The organism is Sphingomonas sp. 2378, assembly GCF_038084995.1.
Taxonomy (GTDB): domain Bacteria; phylum Pseudomonadota; class Alphaproteobacteria; order Sphingomonadales; family Sphingomonadaceae; genus Sphingomonas.
The window spans coordinates 1-17,363 of record NZ_JAXCMJ010000062.1 but is presented as its reverse complement, the minus strand read 5'-3'; the positions used below and the strand labels follow the sequence as shown (position 1 = coordinate 17,363).

Here is a 17,363-nt window from a genome sequence, read left to right as displayed (position 1 = left end):
ATCGTCGAAGGCCGCGCTGACAAGCCCCGGATCGTTGAGGCGCGCATCACCGACCGGCGACGGGGAGGTCGCCTGGGTCGTTGGAGGTGATGCGCGCCGACTCATAGGCCGGGCGTGGCAGGTTCAGCGCGACGCCGTTGCGGGGGGCGCTCGCGATTGTTGCAAAATAGGCTTGGGTGAGCGGTTCACCGTGCCTGGTCGACAAGAAGCGCGCGAGATTTTGACGCGCCTTGCCCGTTATCGCTGGCCGGTCGATGGCATTCCCGCTTTCCCGTCATTGACCGGTGGTTTTGGGAAATAGCAATCGGGAACTGATTTTGAGAAATCCCATTGAGGGCGTTCGTCGGAGGCATGCCCTCGGCTGGATTCTTGTAATCGGTTCCTAATCGGGAACGGAGGTGGCCGCGTCTGATGCGTTGCGGGGGGCGAACGGATGTGGAATGCTTCGGGTATGACCAGTTCGGGTGGATGTCAGTGCGGAGCGGTGCGGTTCCGGGTTGAGGGGGCCTTGGAAGAGGCTTCTATCTGCCATTGTCGCATGTGTCAGAAAGCCACTGGTGGACTGTTCGGGCCTTATGTCGGAGCGCCATTCGACGCAGTGATTTGGACCCGAGGACACCCAAGCTATTTCCAGAGTTCCAATAAGGTGCGTCGCGGATTTTGCGCAGCCTGCGGGACGCCTCTCACCTTTGAGTATGGCGAGGGGCATATCAGTTTCGCGCTTGGTGCTATGGATGACCCACGATCAGTAAAGCTGAGCGAGCAACTTGCCTCGCCTGAGCGGATTGCCGATTTCGAGGCGCTAGCCGGTCTGCCAGAACATTCGACCGACGAGCCGCGAGCGGCTGCTCACTTGGCCAGTATCATCTCCTTTCAGCATCCTGATTATGACACCAGCGATTGGCCTCTGAACCGTAAGTAGCGAGCTGATCGCCGGGACGCGACCTTTCCCAATTCACCATCCCTGTGGGAACGCCTGCGCCGTCTCGCGGGTCGCTCCCAATAGAGAAGGCTTGGCTCGCCGATCGTCGTTCAGATATTCGTCTGGTCGGGCGGAACACCCAATGGCAGCGGTGCGGCGTCGTGGCCTTGCTGGTGTCCGATCGTCTTGCAGGACACGCCGTAGCAGGTCATCGACAGTGACCCGAGCGAGTAGCCCCGCACAAGCGCCTCTGCCCCGCCCGGGGTCGCAGCCGCGATGCCGGCGGTGTAGAGCAGCGGCACGAAATGATCGGGCGTCGGCACAGCCGCGCCGAAGTCGGCATGAGCGGCAAGCGATGCGATATCGCCGGGGCGGTTGAGCATCAGGTCCATCGCCGCGTCGTCGAAGCGCTGCGCCCATACCTCGCCCGTGTCGCCTGCCCGCCAATCGATCCGGCGGAGATTGTGGACGACGTTGCCGCTCGACAGCACCAGAATGCCCCGGTCGCGCAGAGCGTTCAGCCGCGCGCCGAGTTCAACGTGATAGTCCATCGGCTTCTGCGCATTGATCGACAGTTGAACGACCGGCACATCGGCTTTGGGGAAGAGGTGCGCCAGCACGCTCCAGGTGCCGTGGTCGAGGCCCCATTGGTCGTGATCGAGCCCGACCCAATCAGGCTTCGCGATGTCGACCACCTCGGCCGCCAGCTCGGGTAGCCCGGGAGCGGGATACTCGAAGTCGGATAACGCCTGCGGAAAGCCATAGAAATCATGGATGGTGCGCGGGCGTGCCATCGCGGTGACTGCCGTAGCTCCGATATACCAGTGCGCCGATACCACCAGCACGCTGCGCGGCTTGCCGACAACCTCGCCCATGTGCTTCCAAGCATTGGTGAAGCCGTTGTCCTCCAGCGTGTTCATCGGATTGCCATGGCCGATGAACAGGGCGGGTATTTGGGGCGGGCGTACGGCGCTCATTTACTGACTCTATCGGGTCGGGGTGACGATCGGAATACCGGCCTACGCTGACAAGCGGTCAAGGCGCTTCGGGAGGGCCGGCGGTGCCGTCCTGTCCCGTTGCGCCTCATCCACGCGCTTACGCCTTATTGACCGCGTTCTTGCGAACGAATGCGGCAAAGCCATTCATCCAGCCCTGGAAGAAGTCGCGGCTGCGATCGTGAAAAACGCCGTCATTGCCCACCATGTCGTCCTGCCAATGGATGAACGCCTCGGGCTGCCCGAAGATGGGCATATCGAAGAAGGCGAGGACGGATCGCAGATGTTGCTGCGCGATGGCCGTCCCGGTTCCGCCGATCGACACGCCGACGACGCCGGCGGGGATCCCCGACCAGCTATTGTCGCCGTAGGGGCGCGAGCCGTGGTCGAGCGCGTTCTTCAGAGCGCCCGGCACCGAGCGGTTATATTCCGGCGTGACGAAGAACACGCCGTCCGCGGATGCAACATCAGCCTTCAGGCGGCGCACGGTGTCAGCCTGGTTGGCATCGTCGTCCTGATTGTAGAGCGGCAGGTCGCCGATTGACACGTCGAAGAACTCGAAATCCTCAGGCGCGAGACGAATCAGCGCATCGGCGACGCGGCGGTTGATCGAGTCCTTGCGCAGGCTGCCGATGATGGTGGCGATACGATAGGTCATGGGTAATCTCTCTGGGTAGGTGGCGGCTCAGGCTTCGATGCGCCCGCGGTCGCTCTGGTAGACATTGGGGTCGAGGCCGAACGAACTCTGGTTCTGGTCGAGCGCGGAGATGCGAGCCATGTCCTCTTCGGAAAGCTCGAACTCCCAGGCCGCAAAATTGTCGGCCAGATGCTTCGCGTCGGCCGCCTTCGGGATGACGACGAGGCCGCTCTGAATATGCCAGCGCAGCACCACTTGCGCAGCTGACCGGCCGAGCCGCTGCGCGATCTCGATGATCGCCTCCTGCTTGAGGATCAGACCATGTTCCAGCGGACTCCAGGCTTGTGTCAGGATGCCCTTGGAGGCGTTGTAGGCGCGCAGTTCGCGCTGCTGAAAACGCGGGTGCAGCTCGACTTGATTGATGACCGGCGTCACGCCGGTTCCGGCGGAGATGCGGTCGATCATGTCGGCGGTGAAGTTGGCGACGCCGATCGAGCGAACCCGGCCTTCCGCCTGCAAACGCACCAGAGCGCGCCAGCTTTCGGCGTACAGGTCCTTGGCGGGCTGCGGCCAGTGAATGAGGTAGAGGTCGATCGATCCGATCAGCTTCTCACTGGCATCGAAGGCGCGAAGGGCATTGTCATAGCCGTGCATGCCGTCCTGCAGCTTGGTGGTCACGAAGACCTCGCTGCGGTCGATGTCGAGCGAGCGCAGGCCCTCGCCGACCTCGCCCTCGTTGCCGTAGACGGTCGCGGTATCGAAGTGGCGGTAGCCGACCTTCGCCGCCTCGCGCATCAGCGCAGGCAGCGTGCCTTCGGGCACATACATGACGCCAAGGCCCATCTGCGGAATGGCGGCGCCATCGCGCAGCGGCAGCGTCCGTGCGGTGTTATCCATAGGTATCTCCGAATAGGACGCGCAGAGACGCAGCGCTGGTGGTCGCACCAGCTCACAGCCCTGAGCGCATCAGTCTTGGGTAAGGGCGGCGCTGGCACCGCCCGGTTCAGATCACTTGTCCTGCTGCGCGCCCGGCAGATCGGAAGCGATCAGGGTAGCCACGTCGGTGACGGGGATGCCCTGGCGGTCGTTGAACGTGCCTGCCTTCGGCCATGACACGCCGCGCCCGATCGCAAAGGCGGCGCGGTACTTGCGCATCATGTTCTTCGGATCGTTCGCCAGCTCGTCCATCAGGAACGGCACGGTCCACACCGACCGCTTGAAGGGACGGCCGAACGCCGCCTCTAGCTTGTCCGCGACCTCGCCATAGGTGACGGTATCGCCGGCCAGGAAGACGATCTCGTTGCGGATCGTCGGCTCGAAGAACACGATCTCGGCGGTCAGCACGCCGATGTCGTCCGGCGTCGTCAGCGTCACGGCGGTGTCGAGGCTGCCGAGCGCATGAACCTCGCTATTCGCCAGATCGACGACGCCGAAGTCCGGCTCGAACAGGTAGCTCATGAACATGCCGGTGGAGATGATGACCCACTCGGTCTTGTCCTGCGAGCGCAGCAGCTCGCGCACGTCGAGCTGCGCGTCGAAAATGTCCTGCGGCCCGCCGCGCCCGATCGCCTCGAAATCGACCCCGAACTGCCACGGGAAATAGCGCGGGATGCCCGATTGCAGCGCTGCCTTGGCAAGCTTCATCGGGGTGTTGATCCCCGCCGCATAGCCTGCGCAGCCGATCACCGTGTCGTAGCGGGCGAACAGCTCCGCCAGCTCGTCGATCGTGTCGTTGACCAGATCGCCCAGGACGATCTCAATCCCCGCTGCGCGGATTTCAGCGATATCGCGCTGCTTGGCCGGATCGCCGGACTCGACCGCGCTCTCACGCAGCAGGACGCTGATCTTGGCATCGTCGATGTCCCTGGCGCGACGCGCCAGGTTACGCAGGACAGGCATGCCGAGCTCGCCGGCACCCAGGACGAGGATGTTCCGTGACTTCACGGTGGAGGTTGTGTCGTTCATCGTTCTTGCTCGTTTTCACCTTGGTTGCCAGTGATCTGGCAAGCCGCGGACAAGCGCGAAAGATGGGTACATGCGTGATACTGCTATTAATTCCCTGAGCCAGGAAGACATTCTCCGCTACTCGCAGACGGTCTGCGACGGCCTGCGAGACGACGATGACGGGGTGCGTCGGGAAGTGCTTGCCCATGCGGGCAACCGATGGTCGCTGGGCGTCATCCACACCCGTCAGAGGCTAGGCCACAGCCGGTGTCACAACCGAACGATTGTGACACCTCGAATTACCAGCTCCGCTTTCTCACTTCTGCCAATGCGACGGATTTTGGGATGCGTTCAGCATTCCCATTTCTCGATCGATTCCGAGAACGCCCCGGCCGTCTCCCTGGCGGTTCCTAATTGGGAAGGCCGGTTCAGAGGCTGATTTCGCCTCGCATGACCGATACGCACGAGCCGCGTAGCGTAGCGACGATTCCTTCTGGGGTGCGAGCCAAATTGACGTGCAGCAGGCTGGGACGGCCCATCTCCACGCCTTGATGGATCACAAAGCTGGCCCGCTCAGGTGCGGGATGGACGGCTGCAGAGCGTAGAGGCAGTCGTCGAGCGGCAGCAGCGTGTGGCACCGGGCCTCGCATGGTCTCTTTTTTCGATCCCAGTCCCGTCTCACCGTGGTTGAACGCAATCCCGCGGCCGTCGCATTGGCTTCAAAATATCCCCCACAGTTACGTCCGGTAAGCACGGACGAAGGCGTTGATATGTTCTGTTAGAAACGCGCCCATATCCAATGGGCGTGTCTCGGTTCCGCCAAGCTCGTTCTGATGAAAATAGGCAATGACCAAAGGCGACAGCAGGCCGATCGCGGCAGTTCGCACGTCACTCGGTCGCATCTGCTCGCGTTCCTGATGCTGTAGCAACCGGGCTTCGATGGCAAGGATGGTCGGCTCTAGGATCTGGAGCAGATATGCTGGACCGAGCCGGTCGTGACGCAACCCTTCGCGCAGACCCATCGCATGTAGTTCGGAAACCCGCATCGACAGACCGAGCATGATCGCGCGAACCAGCCAGTCGATCGAAGTGGCGAAATCACCTTCGGCTTGTCGCGCCTGCTGCAAATGCGCTTCGCCAACGTCCCGAAAATCTTCCATCACCGCGATGATTAACTCTTCGCGCCGACCGAAATAATGCCGGACGGTCGGCATCGTGACACCCGCGCTTGCCGCAAGTTCGCGCAGACTGGGCGGCGGCAGATTGCGCGCGGTCAAACGTCCGCGAAACGCGCGGAGTAAGGATGCGCGCTTTTCGGCATGACCACTGCTTTTTGTTCCCTTCGCCTTTGGCATGGCAACGATTTGGCAGATGGGCAAGGCGCGGGCAACCACACGCCAATATCCTATTGCATATGAAATACAAAAAGAACATGACGGGTGCGTAAGGAGTATCCGCGATGATGAACACTCTGCATACCGCCGACTCAGGAGACGGCTCGAAACCCTTCTGGCCCGGCGCCACGACCGCCGCCCGCCTTGCCGTGGTCGCCGCTGCTGTGTTTCAGGTTGCCACGCCGATCCTGCCCAGCCTCGGGCTTGGGAGACAGATCGGCGAACAGTCGTCATCGGTCCAGACACTCATTACCCCAGCCGGCTGGACCTTCTCGATATGGCTGCTGCTCTATGCCGGGTCCCTGGCCTATGCGGTGTATCAGGCGCTGCCTGCGCAACGGGGAAACCATGTGCTGTCGAAGGTGCGTTGGGCCAGCGCGGGCGCCTTCATCGGCAACGGGCTTTGGGCGCTTTACACCCAACTGGCCGACCTGACATTCGTGTCGGTCCTTATCATCGCGGGATCGCTTGCCTGCCTGCTGCACATTTACCGTCATCTTGCGACGGAGCGTGCGTTGACGCGCGGTGAGCGCTATGTCGTCGCGCTGCCTCTGAGTGCGCTTGCCGCATGGCTGACGGCCGCGACGATCGTCAACATCGCGGCGACGCTCAATTATTACGGTGTCGATCCGGCGGTCGACAAGGCGACGATCGGTGGCGCCATCATTCTGATCGGTGGTGCCATCGCTGCGGCGGCCATATGGCGCGGCAAGGGCAACCCCTGGTTCGCGCTTGTCTTCCTGTGGGCACTGCTCGGTATTTACGGGCGCAACGGGCATATCGCGGCGATCACGGCGACCTGTGCGGTATCCGCATTCGCGGTGGTCGTCGTCACCGTGTTCGCGCTGCGACGCAAGGAGTCTCGACGCCTCTGGCTCGGCGATGCGGCGTCTAATGCCATGTCTGTCCAACAGGAGGGATGATCGATGATGCGCGCGCTTCCCGTTGTGTTGGCGGTACTGCTCGGGCAGCCCGCCATTGCCCAGACCCGGCCGCTTCTAGACGGCCCGCCCTCTGGTCGCCCGCCCGAATTGCGCGACGCCGGATGGAGCGTAACGGTCGGCGCGGCCATCGTCGCCAGTCCCGTTTGGCAGGGATCGCGCGACACCGCGCTCTCGTTCCTCCCCGACCTTCGCATCCGGTATAAGGACGAGCTGTTCGCATCCATACCGGAGGGCATAGGCTGGAACGCGATCCGCGCAGAGGGGTGGACCGCCGGACCGATTGGCAGAATCCGTTTTGGCCGGAACGAGCGCCGCGGTGGCTCCCCCTTTCTGATCGCCGGGGGGAGCGATGCGCTCGTCGGTCTGGGAAACATCGGCGCAGCGTTCGAATTTGGCGGGTTCGTGGAAAAGCGCGTCGGCCCCTTTCGGGGCCGGGCGGAATTCCGTCGTGGCCTTGGAGGCCATGACGGCTGGATCGCCGATGTGTCGGCCAGTTACCGCCAAAACCTTGGCCGGACGACCATTGTCATCGGCCCTCGCGCAACATTCGCAGGCGCAGGGTTCATGGACCGATATTTCGGCATCGACGAGGAACAATCGCGTCGTAGCGGACTGGCGCGATACTCGGCTTCTGGCGGATTGGTATCCTATGGTATCGGCACGACCATCTTGCGTCCGCTCACCCGGCGCAGTGCGGTGACCGTTTTCACGGGGCTTGATGTGCTGAGCGACCAGCCCAGCCGATCCCCATTGCTGCGTGATCGGGGGCAGCCAGCGCAGTTTACCGCTGGCATGGGCTATAGTTTCCGATTTAACCTATGACCCATCTCTGGCAGGCCACGCCTTTCGAGCTCTCGATCGATACGGCTACCGTGACTAGCTGTGCATATGGGAAGTTTCACTGAGGCAATCGTTTCCACGAACCTTTCTCATTAGGCGTCCCGCAGATGGGTTTTGGGAAGCCAGTCGCATTCCCAAAATTCGATCCCAATGGGAATGCCCCGGCCGTCTCGCGGCTCGTTTATTTGGGAACGCGAAGGTGGCCCAAACTGGATAGTGCATGGTCGGTTGCGGGCAGAAGCAACCGACCATGATGGCGCGGTGGCGTGGGTCAGGCCGCGAAGCTGGTCGAACGGGAGAGCGTGTCCCACCGATCGCGCTCGGCCTTCATCGCGTCGAGCTTTTGATCGACCAGGCCCAGTGCATCGGCACCGAGGAACAGCCTGGTCGGCGGATTCTCGGCTTCGACTAACGCGAGCAGCGCCTGCGCCGCCTTGGCTGGATCGCCCGGTTGGTTGCCACTCTTGCCCGAGACCACGCCCCGCGCGGCGCTGATCGCCCATGCGCTTGCGTGTCGCGCGCTGATGTCGGGCAACCAGGGGCGCGCGTTGATGCGGCTCGATTCGGTGCTGCGCGCGAACACCGAGCTGGGCGCGTCCACCGCGCGCCAGATGGACTATGAGATCGACTATTATCGCCGCGAGCTGCGCCGCATCGCGCCGGGCGCGACGCTGGCGGATCTGAATTTCGCCAGCCAGACTCTGGTCGGCAGCATCATCTATCATATCGCGCTGATGCGCATCGATCTCGAGGATGCGCGCATCGAGCAGCTGGTGGATCAAGCGATCGCGCTGATCTGTTGCGACCTGGGGACAGGGAGGCCCGTTGGCGAATAGCCGAGCTCATAGGCGGCTTTGGTCGGTGGCGCTCTTCACAGCTGCCTGTCTGCTAACGGCCCATTTTACGGCCATCGTCGACGTCATTTTCGCAGATACAGATGTGACCGGTTTCAGGTAACGGGTCCGCCCCAATTGGGGCATTGATTGGCAGGCCTGGGAGGACCGGACGTTCGAGCTCCCCAACGGTAACGCCGCTTTGTCCCACGATCTGGCGATTGCTTCCGGCAGCAGGCGACCAGAATGTGTCGTTCGCCTATCAAGCTTTGAACGGCAGCTGCTGCAAGAAGCAGCCGTTCGCTCGGCGCGAATGGGCGACACAGTCATCCCGCGCAAGATGTTGCAACGACCGGTCGCCAGCGGCGCGGACGCTCTCGACAGTGATCGATGATAATGGGACAGGAAACGGCCCGCTCCGACCGTCCCATCACCCGACCCCCGATTGATACAGGGGATAGGTGGGCGCTTGTGTGTGAGCTGCCAACAGCCATTAAGGGTAGAGCGGAGCGCCGGAATTAATATACCTCACGGCTGCGCTTGGCGTCCAGCTCTTTACCGAGGTTGAACTTGTCGCCCCAAGCGGTGAACCAATGGTCGTTGGTCGCCTGAACGGCAGCCAGGCCGGCGGCGTCCAGCCCGAAAATCGCGCCGATGGCGTCTTTGGTAGGGCTGCTGACGTAGGGGCAAACGATGAGGTCGAGCAGCATGATTAGCGTCTCGGCGTCGTCGGGACAATGCACCTTCATATAATGGAGCTTGGCTAGAATTTCCGCTTCGATGAAGGCTTTCAGCTTCGCGTACCTGACCTTGTGTTTGATATAAGACAACAGGATCGTTATCGAAAAATGGTTCATGAAACCGATGGGACGGATGTAATTTCCGGTCTTCTCTTCCTCTTGGATCAGAAAATGCCGCAGCAGCACGGAGACCGGTAGCCAGTATTCCCGTCCGATCTGCGAGAGCGAAATCAACAGGTAGAGGCTTTCTACCTCGCGATGCTCGCTCATCGTATTCTTTTCGAGCTGCTGCATCACATTGTCGTGGACATACTTAAACAGCAGATGCTTCTGCTCGTAGGGCAGCCGCTGTGCGCGGACGAAGTCCACCGAAGTCGCGATCATCCGGCAGATGCGGATGGTATGATTGACCTTTGGGCTCGCGGAATAGGCGAAAAACGCAAACTCCATGATCGCCAGCAGTGCATTGGACAGACGCGTGCGGTCGCGGTCCGTTTTTTCGCTCTCAACGTACGCCTTCGAGAGCTTTTCGATTTTGTTCTCGATAATCGCGAACGTGTAATTCAGCAGGTCGGAGTATTTGACGCCGGCTTCCTTGATCGCAGCCTTGTAGCGGATGATCAGACGGTTCGCATTGATGCCGCAGACCAGCTTCTTCTGTGGCGGCTTGGCGGGGTCGGCCAGCGGCTCTTCCTCGCAGGCCGGGTTGATCTCGTCGTTAAGAAGCGCGGAAACCCGCTCCTTGGCAATCGTGATTTCGGTGATGATCGGCTTCTTGTAATGCTTGATTTTAGCCGTGTTGATGCTGAGCTTCTTGCCCTTGAGAATCTCCTGAAGCGTCTCGAAAACTTTGAGCTGCGTGGACTCCTCATTGTAGAAAATGAAGAAGTCATCGACGTAGCGGAAGATTTCGTAATCCACCTTGTGGCGCAGATTGGCCTTCGCCAACTGCCGCACCAGCTCGGCATCGACCGACTGCAAAATGATCTCGGCAAAAATCCGCGAAAATTCGGGACCGATGACGATGCCATTGGTCTCTTTGTGATTCAGATTCTGCATGAGGGCGTCAAAGCGCCCTCCGAAAGTGCGCTTGGAATCATCCAGCTTGAATTTTGTCTGGTCCTTACCCAGCACGGCCCAAGGCAGCGAATGGGTGTAGATGCTGTCAAAACACTTGCTGACGTCGATCTGCACCATCGCGTCGTACTTTTTCTCGCTGCGATGATATTTGTAGGACTCGAAGAAGCGGTGAATGTTCCGGTATTTCCGGTAGACGAAATAGGAGCCGAGCTGCTCGTACTCGCGATCCTCCTCTTCCAGCCCTGCCACGGAATCCAGCCGCTCTTCATGCAACTTGTCCTTGAAATAGGAATAACGGGACACCGACACCGGGCGGCGGATCGAAAATTCGCTAAGCGACGTGTGGTAGATGATCAGCGCGCTGTGGTCGGCGTAGAAGCTCGCGACCGCTACCTGATTGCGTGGATGGACAACGCTCAAGGTGCGACCGTCCAGATTGTGCGCGACCCTGAAATTGAACGGTATCGTCGCCATTTCGCACTTGTTGTAGGGCACCGACCGTCTGGTCTTCTCCTTGCCCCATTCGGTCACAGCCTCAGCGGTGATGGGCGTTCCGGCTTTGATGCCGAACAGAAGCTGCATCGTGCGGTCAAGCGCGTCGGTCTCGCAAACCCAGCGCAATTGGCCTTTCTCAATCTCGACGCTGTTATCGCGCAGGAAGCGATAATAGCCCCGGTTAGAGAACGTTGGGGGCACCTCGAACGGCAGCATGTCCGTGAGGATCGAGCGTTGTCTCCGGTGCGTGAGAGAGACACGGCGCTTAGGCATGTTTCCAGGCCCTCACTATCGTTTGCAATTCCCGCGCGCTAAAATGATGATAGCGGCGCTGCTCGAAGCCGGTGGTGAATTTGAGCTTCTTCAACTGCTTTTGCAGGCTGTTGCTGTGCAAGGTCGCGATCAGCGCCTTCAGCTCTTGGTCAAGCTGGCCGAAGCTCGTCAGATCGGTTGCGATCGAGTTGTTGTAATAGATGCCGGTGGCGGCCCGCGACTTGCTGTTCGACAGCCGCGTGTTGCCGGTCAGGAATTTGATTCGCCAGATCAGTTCGCGGTAGGCGCGCCGCGTGCGCAGCGAGCGCTCAAACCAATACTCCTCGAACGCCGCCTTCATGCGCGTGCGATATTTTTCCACCTTCGCCGTGCTCGGACCAATATCGCACTTTCCGGCGGTAATGCTGAATTTGTAACCGAGATATTCGAACGTCTGTGGGTTTCGGTCCGGGAAGACGAACTCACTTGTCTTCGCCGCGTTATGAGCCAGCGCGTGCTGGCCCAAGATGTCGATGATCCGGTCCTTATAGGAGCCGAGGCTGTTGCCAGCCGGGGGCCGCGCGAAGACGGCCACGATGTCATCGACGAAGCGGCAATAGAGAACCAGGCCGGGGATTGCCCGGATGTCGTTATCTACCGGGCGCAGGTAAAATTCGGCGAGGTAGGCACTGATGCCTACTCCGCGCGGAACGCCGACGGCGGTGCCGGATTTCGCGCCATAGGAAACAAGGATTTGCTTGATGTACTTCTTCGAAGTCGAGCTTAGAAGTTGGTCGCTGTCCAGCTTTTCGAGGAGCTTTTTCCTGTCGATGCTCTCGTAAAATGACGAGATATCGGTTCGAATCAACTCAAATGGAAATGTGCCCACGAGGATATCGCGAACCTGACAGACAAGGTCGTGCCGGTTCGCCTGCTTGACCCCGTAGATGCGGTTGATGTTGTGCTGGAGCTGCTTAATGACAAAGAAGGTTTCGGGCTCGGCATCGATGCAGAAAACCGGCTTTCCGTTCGGACCGTCCTTTTTAGAAAGATCGATTTTGAAGGAGGGTTTGAGTACCTTGTGGCTGATCTCGTCCATCAGCGTATCGACGGCTGCCGATTTTTCCGCCTTCGCGTCTGCAAGTTTCTTTTTTAGGTCGAGTAAGGTTGCCTCGAAAACATCTGCGGCCATGGTCGCCTGATTGGCGCGGTGGTCACGGATGTCCTGCACCTTGTCGCGGACAGCCAATGTGAGCGGTTCGAGCGTCGGGAAGTAACGGCTCGCCAGATCGAGACCTTTGCGGTTCTCGGCGTCATAGATGCGGCGGAAGTTATCCGCTGTAAACATCTGATCAAGCATTACTAAACTGACATCCCCCCGCTCGCCTCCGTCGGCGTTCAGGAAGACGTTTATCCCACAGGGACGGGATTCGGGAAGCGGTTTCTAGACCGAGAATGTCGGGCTCTTTGGCGGCTGCTGCCGTCTGCTGCAGCGCAAACGAACGGCAGCTTAATCCATTTTTGCATTCAAAACCGGAACGGCAAAGAACGGGACCAAGGCCGCCGGACTGCATATAGACGCGCTCACAAGAATGTTCTAGCAATGTTCCTTTTATGATCGAGTAGATGTGACCTGAGGATCACCGAGGACAGGAATGCTCAACTTCAGACAGCTGCGTGGGAGTGTGGACGGCCAAAGGGGCTCGTTCGAGCGCCTGCTGCGACATCTTGCGGAGGTAATCCCACCGGCGCGTGCGACCGAGTTCCGGCCCATCGAAGGCGCGGGCGGTGACGGCGGCGTCGAGGCCTATTGGGTGTTGGAGGACGGCACCGAAGAGGGCTACCAGGCGAAATTCCACGAGGAAGCGGGCGATATAAATTGGACGGCCCTCAACGGGTCGATCCTGACTGCGATCTCCACGCACGCAGCGATGACGCGCATCACTGTCGGCATGCCGTGCGACCTGACCGATGTCAGGCATCAGCGCGGCACTTCGGCGCGCCAGAAATGGAATCAGCGGCTCCCGGGCTGGAAGGAAGCTGCCGGCGATAGGCCGTTCACGGTCGACTTCCTGGGCGGCAGCCAGATCGAGCGCATGCTCGCCGACCCGCGTGCAGCAGGTTTGCGCGAATATTGGTTCGGCGAGAGGGAGCTGTCGGAAACATGGTTTCGCGAGCAATTTGAGCGGACCGTTGCCGCGCTCGACGAACGCTATCATCCCGAGGACCATGTCGATGTCGGCGCAAGCCAGCTGTTCCAGGCGCTGCGCGGCAGCGCCGATTGGCGCGGTGGCTACCGGCAGCCGCTTGCAGCACTGGCGGAGCTTCTGCCCGATGATCCCGGCGAGGGAACGCCGGACGCGCCATGGTACACCCCTCTTGCGCTGGCGATGCATCGCCTCGAGACGATTGCCGGGCAGCCACTGCAACGCGAAGAGGCCTTTCCCCTGCAAGACTGGCTAAATGCGTGCGAGGCCGCGATCGACGCCATCGGGCAGGCCGGCCCCATACTCTACGATGAAGACAGGCCAGATCATGACAGCTTCGGTCTGCGCAGGCTACGCGAGCGCCTCGACCAGATGGACGAGGCGCTGATCGATTTGCGGGATCGGCTCGAAGGCACCTTCCAGGAAGCGGACCAGTCCCGGTTTGCGATCGTCGAGGGCGAGGCGGGAAGCGGCAAGTCCCATCTCATGGCGCGGGAAGTAGGCGTCGCTCTCGACGCCGGCGAACCGGCGATCATGCTGCTCGGCACCGACTTCCGGCATGGCGACGAGCCCGGCGTCGAAATTGCGAGACGGCTGGAGCTGCCGGGGATGACGACCGAGAAACTGCTCGGCGCTTTGGGCGCCGCAGCCGCGGCCCGCGGAACGCGCGCGCTCATCTGCATCGACGCGCTCAACGAGGGCGGTGGGGCGCAGTATTGGCGCAATCGTCTCGCAGGCTTTGCGGCGCAGGTTCGGGCGAACCCCCGTCTCGCGCTCTGCGTCTCCTGCCGGGACGTATATTCCGAGCGCGTGTTCACCGCCTCGTCAAGGGAGCATGCGGCCGAGATCGTCATCGCGGGTTTCGAGACGGAAGAGGAACGCGAACGGGCCGCAGTGGTCTATATGGACCGGCGGGGTATTACGCGACCGGCCTCCCCTTGGCTTCCGCCAGAATTTGTCAATCCGCTGTTCTTGCGCACTACCTGCGTTGCCCTCCAGCGCCAGGGTAAAACCCAGTTCCCATTGGGACTGCGCGGATCGCGCGAGATGCTTCGATTCTACCTCGACGCCGCCGCTACAACGCTGGGGACGATATATGACGGTAGCGCGGAGCTTGTTGCTCCACTGACCAGGGGGCTGCTCGACATCGCTGGTGCCATGGCGGACGGCCGCGTCGACTATATCGAGCGCCGAGCGGCGGCATGCCTGCTGGACGCAGCCTTTGCGAGCTATCAGACCCCCATTGGCATGGGCTGGCTGGACCTGCTGCACCTGCGCGGACTGCTGCGATACGATCCACCGCCCTATGACGAGGATGCCAAGGCCGACCCGCTCGACGTGCAGGAGGATGTCCTGCGCTTCGCGTTCCAGCGCATCCAGGACCAACTCGTCGCCAAGAGCCTGACGCAGGGCATGCGCGAGCCTGGGGCGCCCTTCGAAAAGGACGCTCCGTTCGCTTTCATGCTCGGTCGCTGGGGTATCGAGGACGAGTGGCGCGGCGTCTTCGACGCTCTCGGTATCGTATTCGCCGATGAGTGGCGGACCGAAATCGTCGATCACCTTCCCGGCGGCCTGGAGCGATGGTGGGGGCGCAGTTCAATTCAGGCGGCGTTCGTCGAGAGCGTGCGCTGGCGCCAGCACGGTTCTTTCAGCGACCGCACGGTCGAATTGTTGAATCGGCTGAGCTGGCAGGCAACCCCATTGGACCTCCTGATCGAACTTTCGGCGGTCGAGGGGCATCCTTGGAATGGTGACATGCTGCACCGGAACCTCGTGCGACGCCCCCTGCCCGAACGGGATGCCTTCTGGACGCAGCGGGTGAACGGCGAAATCGAACAGCGCGGCACAGCCTACCGGCTCGCCAGCTGGGGTCTGGGCCAGGGGCCGGACACCGCGAACAGCGAGACGGTGCGGCTGGCGCTGTCGACATTGGGATGGATTCTGACCTCGTCGAATAGGACGCTGCGTGATCGTGCCACGAAAGCGGCCACCGAAATCCTGATGCGCCATCCGGGTGCCGCGGCACCGTTCGTCGAGCGCTTCGCTGGAGTCGATGATCCCTATGTCGTGGAACGCGTGCTGGCTGCCGTGGCCGGCGCATGCCTGCGGAATCCTCAGGCGGACCGCGTGGCAACCGCTGCGGATGCGATCTGGCGACATGTTTTTTCGGGAGCATCCATTCCCCTGCACATCCTCGCCCGCGATTATGGCCGCCTGGTGATGGAGCTTGCGCTCGACAGGGATGTGCTTCCCGAAGGATGTGATATCACCAGATGCCGCCCACCCTATGGCAGCAGAGCGCCACGCTTCGGGTTGGATCAGGCGAAGGTGGAAGCGGAAGCCGAGGCCGTTGGCGACCGCCAAATCGTGGATTCGTGTACCGGCTTTGGAGGTGATTTCGGCGATAAAATCATCAAGTCACGAATCCGCCAGTTCACCAGCATCCCGCTTTCGCGACCGAGGCCGATCCGCTTTTCGGAGGCCTTTGAACTGTTCAAGGCGAGGTGGATCGCCGGGGATGAAATGAAGGAAATCCTCCTTAATCTCGTCGAGTTGACTGCGTCGCATTTCGAAAAGAATGATAATGCTGGCGGCAAATCTGGTGTGGGTGAAACATTCGCGCACGCCGACCGTCATCTTCGCCGGCTGCTTGGAGTCCGGGCGACGAAAGCCTATCAGGAAGATGTCATCCCGCACCTCCAAGGCCGGGAGGGGTGGTCTGGCATCGGCAAGGAACTTCCGCTCGTTGACCATAAGCAGGCGCGGCTATGGATCGCCCGCCGGGCCATCAGACTAGGCTGGTCGAGCAAACGGTTTCCACGCGACTATGGCGCCGGGAGCGATACCGCTCCTCATGCCAGGATCGAACGGATCGGGAAAAAATATCAGTGGATCGCATTCCACGAGTTGCTCGCACGTCTCGCGGACAATGTCTGGCTCGCACCGGAGTGGGGAACGCTCGAAGCCCGCGCGTACGATGTGCCGACCAACCTGCCGTTTCTGCGTGATATCGAACCCACCGTGCGGCCGATCGAAGATGAAGATACCGGCTACGCCCCAACATCGATCCCGGCCGTTCCACACATCACGATCGACAAGGTCGCGACGAAAGATATGCCTTCCTGGGTATTCGACAACGAAATCCCGCGTGAAAGGCTGTCGCTGGGACTGTGCGGTGATGTGTCGGACGGCGACTGGCTCACCCTTTACCGGTATACGGACAGCAAGACGCGCCATCCAGGCGTCGATCGCACGGGCGGCGCGCCGTTCAGACTGAACGACTTCCACTTCCTGATGATGGTCGGCATCGAAGCCGGGCAGGAAGTGCGGTTCGCCCGGCAGATGAGCCGCGCCTGGGCCGACTTCCATCACGACTGGATGATGTGGGGCGACCTGACCGATGGTCCCTATGTCTATGAAGCGGGCCTCCGTAGCACCTGGCCCGATACGGAATGGGTTGATTCGGACGGGATTCAGTCGGCGGAAGCCCGCTATCTACGGTTTTGCCGACAATATCGCTGGGAGCATCATCTCGATGCGACGCTGCCCTCAGGCCTTTCCATGCATGTCCCAAGCCCTTGGTTATTGAAAGAACTCAACATCCAGGCCGATCCCAACCTTCCAGGAGTGTGGGTTGCCGCCGATGACCAGCAGATCATCGTATCGAGTACGGGCGACCGTAACTCCTTTTGCCTCGTGCGACGCGGCGTGCTCGAAGCAGCGCTGGAGGCACGAGGCGTGACGCCTCTTTGGGTGGGCATCGGAGAGCGCGGTGCGTGGCCCGATGCCAAGGAGAATGCAGGTCCGCAGCGACGCTGGAACGGGGTGTTTTGGCAGAACGGCGAAGAAGTTCTGGTTGAGGCCTGGGCCGAGGACCATCGCCCCGAGCGGCCGATGTGGCAGGAGAAAGTCCGCTTATATCAAGCAGCCTCGAATGTTATGGCCAAAGCGGATTAGTCGACGCCATCTGCCGCGGCACCTGGGAGTGTCAGGAATTTCGTGTGCGGGCGGGCGGATGAACATTACGCCGCCATGGCCTTGATGAAGCGTTCGCCGAAGATGACGGCGAACTGTGCCTTT

The 17,363-nt window shown here is 61.0% G+C and carries 13 protein-coding genes; 5 read left to right on the top strand and 8 right to left on the bottom strand.

What is annotated here, in order from left to right:
* The first annotated feature begins 433 nt into the window (after positions 1-433).
* Positions 434-922 carry a GFA family protein gene (locus SM191_RS18300; RefSeq protein WP_341507453.1) on the top strand — a complete coding sequence of 163 codons (489 nt, stop codon included), beginning with the start codon at positions 434-436 and terminating at the stop codon, positions 920-922.
* Positions 923-1,032: 110 nt separating this feature from the next.
* On the opposite strand, the gene ygiD is transcribed toward SM191_RS18300, so the two are convergent.
* From ygiD to SM191_RS18275, 5 genes are all read right to left on the bottom strand, one after another.
* Positions 1,033-1,899 carry a 4,5-DOPA-extradiol-dioxygenase gene (ygiD, locus tag SM191_RS18295; RefSeq protein WP_341507452.1) on the bottom strand — a complete coding sequence of 289 codons (867 nt, stop codon included), beginning with the start codon at positions 1,897-1,899 and terminating at the stop codon, positions 1,033-1,035.
* Positions 1,900-2,017: 118 nt separating this feature from the next.
* Positions 2,018-2,575, bottom strand: coding sequence for an NADPH-dependent FMN reductase (locus SM191_RS18290; RefSeq protein WP_341507451.1), 558 nt, complete (start codon positions 2,573-2,575; stop codon positions 2,018-2,020).
* Positions 2,576-2,602: 27 nt separating this feature from the next.
* Positions 2,603-3,451, bottom strand: a complete 849-nt coding sequence (locus SM191_RS18285; protein ID WP_341507450.1) for an aldo/keto reductase — start codon at positions 3,449-3,451, stop codon at positions 2,603-2,605.
* A 111-nt stretch (positions 3,452-3,562) separates the two neighbouring features.
* Complete coding sequence (locus tag SM191_RS18280; protein WP_341507449.1) at positions 3,563-4,519, bottom strand: aromatic alcohol reductase; 957 nt, start codon at positions 4,517-4,519, stop codon at positions 3,563-3,565.
* A gap of 716 nt (positions 4,520-5,235) precedes the next feature.
* The gene (locus SM191_RS18275) at positions 5,236-5,892 is read right to left on the bottom strand and encodes a TetR/AcrR family transcriptional regulator (protein WP_341507448.1); all 657 of its coding nucleotides are present in this window, start codon (positions 5,890-5,892) and stop codon (positions 5,236-5,238) included.
* Between the two features lie 65 nt (positions 5,893-5,957).
* Between SM191_RS18275 and SM191_RS18270 the strand changes: the two genes are divergently transcribed.
* Positions 5,958-6,815: a hypothetical protein gene (locus SM191_RS18270; protein ID WP_341507447.1), complete on the top strand. Its 858-nt coding sequence runs from the start codon at positions 5,958-5,960 to the stop codon at positions 6,813-6,815.
* A 3-nt stretch (positions 6,816-6,818) separates the two neighbouring features.
* On the top strand, positions 6,819-7,658 hold the full coding sequence (locus SM191_RS18265) for a MipA/OmpV family protein (RefSeq protein WP_341507446.1): 840 nt from the start codon (positions 6,819-6,821) through the stop codon (positions 7,656-7,658).
* 289 nt (positions 7,659-7,947) lie between these two features.
* Here the strand turns inward: SM191_RS18265 and SM191_RS18260 are convergent, their stop codons facing one another.
* Positions 7,948-8,211: a hypothetical protein gene (locus SM191_RS18260; RefSeq protein WP_341507445.1), complete on the bottom strand. Its 264-nt coding sequence runs from the start codon at positions 8,209-8,211 to the stop codon at positions 7,948-7,950.
* Positions 8,212-8,227: 16 nt separating this feature from the next.
* On the opposite strand from SM191_RS18260, the gene SM191_RS18255 reads away from it, so the two are divergent.
* On the top strand, positions 8,228-8,512 hold the full coding sequence (locus SM191_RS18255) for a hypothetical protein (protein WP_341507444.1): 285 nt from the start codon (positions 8,228-8,230) through the stop codon (positions 8,510-8,512).
* Between the two features lie 515 nt (positions 8,513-9,027).
* Here the strand turns inward: SM191_RS18255 and drt3b are convergent.
* Together drt3b and drt3a are read right to left on the bottom strand one after the other, a co-directional pair.
* On the bottom strand, positions 9,028-11,097 hold the full coding sequence (gene drt3b / locus SM191_RS18250; RefSeq protein WP_341507443.1) for an antiviral reverse transcriptase Drt3b: 2,070 nt from the start codon (positions 11,095-11,097) through the stop codon (positions 9,028-9,030).
* Positions 11,090-12,436 carry an antiviral reverse transcriptase Drt3a gene (gene drt3a, locus SM191_RS18245; RefSeq protein WP_341507442.1) on the bottom strand — a complete coding sequence of 449 codons (1,347 nt, stop codon included), beginning with the start codon at positions 12,434-12,436 and terminating at the stop codon, positions 11,090-11,092. The genes drt3b and drt3a overlap by 8 nt, the downstream gene beginning before the upstream one ends.
* Before the next feature lie 295 nt (positions 12,437-12,731).
* On the opposite strand from drt3a, the gene SM191_RS18240 reads away from it, so the two are divergent.
* Positions 12,732-17,240, top strand: a complete 4,509-nt coding sequence (locus SM191_RS18240; RefSeq protein WP_341507441.1) for a hypothetical protein — start codon at positions 12,732-12,734, stop codon at positions 17,238-17,240.
* Positions 17,241-17,363 lie beyond the last annotated feature (123 nt).

Coding starts and splice junctions, on each gene's coding strand:
- SM191_RS18290 (WP_341507451.1), bottom strand. CDS start 2,575: ATGACCTATCGTATCGCCACCATCATCGGCAGCCTGCGCAAGGACTCG.
- SM191_RS18280 (WP_341507449.1), bottom strand. CDS start 4,519: ATGAACGACACAACCTCCACCGTGAAGTCACGGAACATCCTCGTCCTG.
- ygiD (WP_341507452.1), bottom strand. CDS start 1,899: ATGAGCGCCGTACGCCCGCCCCAAATACCCGCCCTGTTCATCGGCCAT.
- SM191_RS18300 (WP_341507453.1), top strand. CDS start 434: ATGTGGAATGCTTCGGGTATGACCAGTTCGGGTGGATGTCAGTGCGGA.
- SM191_RS18270 (WP_341507447.1), top strand. CDS start 5,958: ATGATGAACACTCTGCATACCGCCGACTCAGGAGACGGCTCGAAACCC.
- drt3b (WP_341507443.1), bottom strand. CDS start 11,097: ATGCCTAAGCGCCGTGTCTCTCTCACGCACCGGAGACAACGCTCGATC.
- SM191_RS18255 (WP_341507444.1), top strand. CDS start 8,228: ATGCGGCTCGATTCGGTGCTGCGCGCGAACACCGAGCTGGGCGCGTCC.
- SM191_RS18285 (WP_341507450.1), bottom strand. CDS start 3,451: ATGGATAACACCGCACGGACGCTGCCGCTGCGCGATGGCGCCGCCATT.
- SM191_RS18240 (WP_341507441.1), top strand. CDS start 12,732: ATGCTCAACTTCAGACAGCTGCGTGGGAGTGTGGACGGCCAAAGGGGC.
- SM191_RS18265 (WP_341507446.1), top strand. CDS start 6,819: ATGATGCGCGCGCTTCCCGTTGTGTTGGCGGTACTGCTCGGGCAGCCC.
- drt3a (WP_341507442.1), bottom strand. CDS start 12,436: ATGCTTGATCAGATGTTTACAGCGGATAACTTCCGCCGCATCTATGAC.